This window comes from Candidatus Stygibacter australis, from assembly GCA_030765845.1.
GTDB classification, from domain to species: domain Bacteria; phylum Cloacimonadota; class Cloacimonadia; order Cloacimonadales; family TCS61; genus Stygibacter; species Stygibacter australis.
Window position 1 is genome coordinate 1 of record JAVCDJ010000100.1, and the last position, 3,005, is coordinate 3,005.

4 protein-coding genes are annotated in these 3,005 nt (G+C 36.9%); 3 read left to right on the forward strand and 1 reads right to left on the reverse strand.

What is annotated here, in order from left to right; genetic code table 11:
• From RAO94_05395 to RAO94_05405, 3 genes are all read left to right on the forward strand, one after another.
• On the forward strand, window positions 1-242 hold a 242-nt coding region (locus RAO94_05395; GenBank protein ID MDP8321763.1), incomplete at its 5' end, for a hypothetical protein.
• Window positions 243-550: 308 nt separating this feature from the next.
• Window positions 551-1,003, forward strand: coding sequence for a nucleoside 2-deoxyribosyltransferase domain-containing protein (locus RAO94_05400; GenBank protein MDP8321764.1), 453 nt, complete (start codon window positions 551-553; stop codon window positions 1,001-1,003).
• Window positions 1,004-1,480: 477 nt separating this feature from the next.
• Window positions 1,481-1,717, forward strand: a complete 237-nt coding sequence (locus tag RAO94_05405; GenBank protein ID MDP8321765.1) for a hypothetical protein — start codon at window positions 1,481-1,483, stop codon at window positions 1,715-1,717.
• A 76-nt stretch (window positions 1,718-1,793) separates the two neighbouring features.
• Here RAO94_05405 and RAO94_05410 read toward each other — a convergent pair.
• Window positions 1,794-3,005: T9SS type A sorting domain-containing protein (locus tag RAO94_05410; protein MDP8321766.1), on the reverse strand; the 1,212-nt coding region annotated here is incomplete at its 5' end.

A 3,005-nucleotide genomic window follows, 5' to 3' on the forward strand; every position in this document is an offset into this window, starting at 1 on the left:
ACAAATTGGAAATTTTAAAAAATTCCATAATTAAAATGTGGGAATTAATCACGCCTGATATAAATATTGATTTTGAAGAATATTCTGAGCAAAATGAGGGCTTTTTTGATTATAAAAATTTATTCAAAAATAAAACTTTTATTGAAAAAATTTCACGAAATATTAAATCTAATTATCTTAGGTTGATTAGAAGAAATGATGACGATAAGTTTTCTCAAATCTATCAATCGTATGATATTTGATGTATTTATTGCTTATAAAAAACTACTACTTACCCGAAAAGAAGGGCATGTCAGCAGCTAGCCTTAAGCATCATGCGTATTCATGCTGAAACTACCATGAATTAATAGAAGAAGGTTAAAAATGTTCAAAATCGTGACAGATTTTTGGGTATTTTTTTTTGGCGGGTTCATTTGTGCCTTTAGAAGGAATTGTCTATAATGTCAATTCGATTGATGGCTCTGATAATGCCAGCGGGCAATCACCGAATACTGCCTGGGAGACAACAGTTGTGGCATGTTTGTAATATACATTATTAATAGGAGAATAAATGAAGATATACTTTGCTGGGCCTCTTTTCAATGAAGCTGAAAGATCATTCAATGAATCTTTAACAATTAAACTAGAAGAAATTGGATTTGAAGTTTTTTTACCGCAAAGAGATGGAATTGAGAAAGAAAGAGAATCATTGGATAAAACAAGAAAGGATGAAAAACGAAAAAGGATGTTCAAACTGGATAGAGATATGATATTAGAATGTGATATTTTTCTTTTCATTCTTGATGGTAGAATTCCTGATGAAGGAGCTTGTGTTGAACTTGGTATTGCGTATTGTCAAAAATTCTTAACAAAGAGCAAAAAAATGTTAATCGGTCTTCAAACAGATTCAAGAGCAGCTTTCATTGGCTCTAAACTAAATCCAATGTTAAAAGTTCCACTTGACTATATAATGGATAGTAGTGATAGTCTCATTGCTTTTTTAAAGCTCAAAGCGAAAAATTGAAAAAATGATTCGGCTAACAAGCGTGTCGTCGATTTGATCTGTTCATTTACGACGTCCCGATAAATCGGGATGATTCCGCCGCACATGCAAAACATTAGCGGCACATATAAGAATCTGGAGGGATCTTGGTTAAGAATTACATCAAAATAGCAATTCGAAGTATAAAGAAGCAACCGTTATTTTTTCTGATCAATGTTTTTGGATTAGCTATTGGACTGGCTTGTTAAATCTTAATTCTGATGTGGGTACGTGATGAATTAAGCTTTGATAGATTCAACAAAAATTATGATAACATTTACCGGATCACTTCGGAAATTCAGTTAGAATCAATTACACCATTCGGTATGCACGATGCTTTGATAGGAGATATACTAGTCGAAAAACTGCCGGAAGTGTTAGAATCAGCTACATGTACAAGTTGGGGACAAACAGACATTTCCTGACCTTTTTAATTGACTTCAAATTAAGGAGGTTTTGATGATAGAAATGAAAATCAGTTCTATTGGTACCGTTGTTAGAAGTGAAAATGAGATTTTACTGAAACGGAAGAATAAGTACAAATCAGGATTAACCAGTTTGGACAAATTCAGTCCCGTGATCGTTGTGTGGTGGGCAGATGGACATGAAGACAAAGAGTCCCGCCAGCAGGTTAGGATTTTCAGCTTGAGAACAGCAGCAAGTTATTCTTCACAATCGACCAGTTTTGTGTTCTAATCTGAAACCTCAGGTTGTTTGTCATCTTTTAAAATAAACCAGCCCGAGATTACTCTCGAGCTGGATATTGTTTATCCTATTTGAGGAGCAGCATTTTGCGGGTTTGAGTATAGCTTGATGTCTGCAATCGATAAAGATATACTCCGGAAGCTCGGTTGTTTGCATTCCAGAAATAATCGTGACTGCCTTCAGGAAACTTCTTTTTCTGCATTAACTGCCCTTTGGCATTATATATGCTCAAAATCCCTGTTTCTCCGGCTTTTATACTGAATCTGATATTTGTTTCGGGATTAAAGGGATTAGGCATATTGCTGAATAAAGCAGAAACTTCCGGTAACTGACCTGTGTCTCCAGCCAGACAGGTGAGATCGATGATCCTGGTCTGACTATCATAATTGATCTTGAGCGTTAAACTGATATTCTGTGGAAGCTCATTATCCAGATTTCTTTGCAGTGGTATTTTCAGGAAAGTACCTCTTATATATTGAGCAGAGGCAAAGGCAAATTTATATTCAGCAACATTAAAAGCAGACATAGCGTCATGTATCAGTAATTCAGGGGTCTGCAGGAACTCCTTATGGCTGTTAATTTCCAGTTCAAAGGAAAGCAGGTTATCCTGAGCAGTGAAGTAAAGGCAATCATCAATTACTTCGATCAGAACCTCGGCAGTAACAGGATTAAATCTACTTAGGCCTTCCACAGGAAAATCATTGATCATACCTACTATGTATTGCAGAATAAGTGCAGCATCAAACGCTTCCACGCTGCTGTTGCCATCCACGTCTGCTACTGTAATGCGCCATTCTTCCCAGGGTAATGGGGCAGCAGGAGCAGGATCCATTCCTACAACATATTGAAGAGTCAGCGAAGCATCATAAGCTTCCACAAGACTGTTATCATCAATATCTCCATAAGTATGATTACCTGCATAAACGAATTCAACTGTCACTATTTCCGATTCTCCGGTTGTGTATTGCGCGGAAACTCCGGCAAGATAGCTGCTGTTAATTTCCAGATCTGTGAATTGATAGAAAAAATCAGTGGTTTGTGTGATATATTCATTATTAAGGTAAACGTTGTAGCTTTCCAGGTCACGGCTGGAATTTACATTGTGATTGATTTCATCAGCAAATACTTTTTCTCCAGGAGTTGCAGCATGTGCAGCCACTCTTTTTACAGGAGTAGGAGAAAGTTCTGCAACCCTTCCATTGCCATACTGAACAACTGCGCGAATGAGATAAGCTTCAGGCCAGGTAGTCCAACCTCCAGCATCATAATGATCCCATGA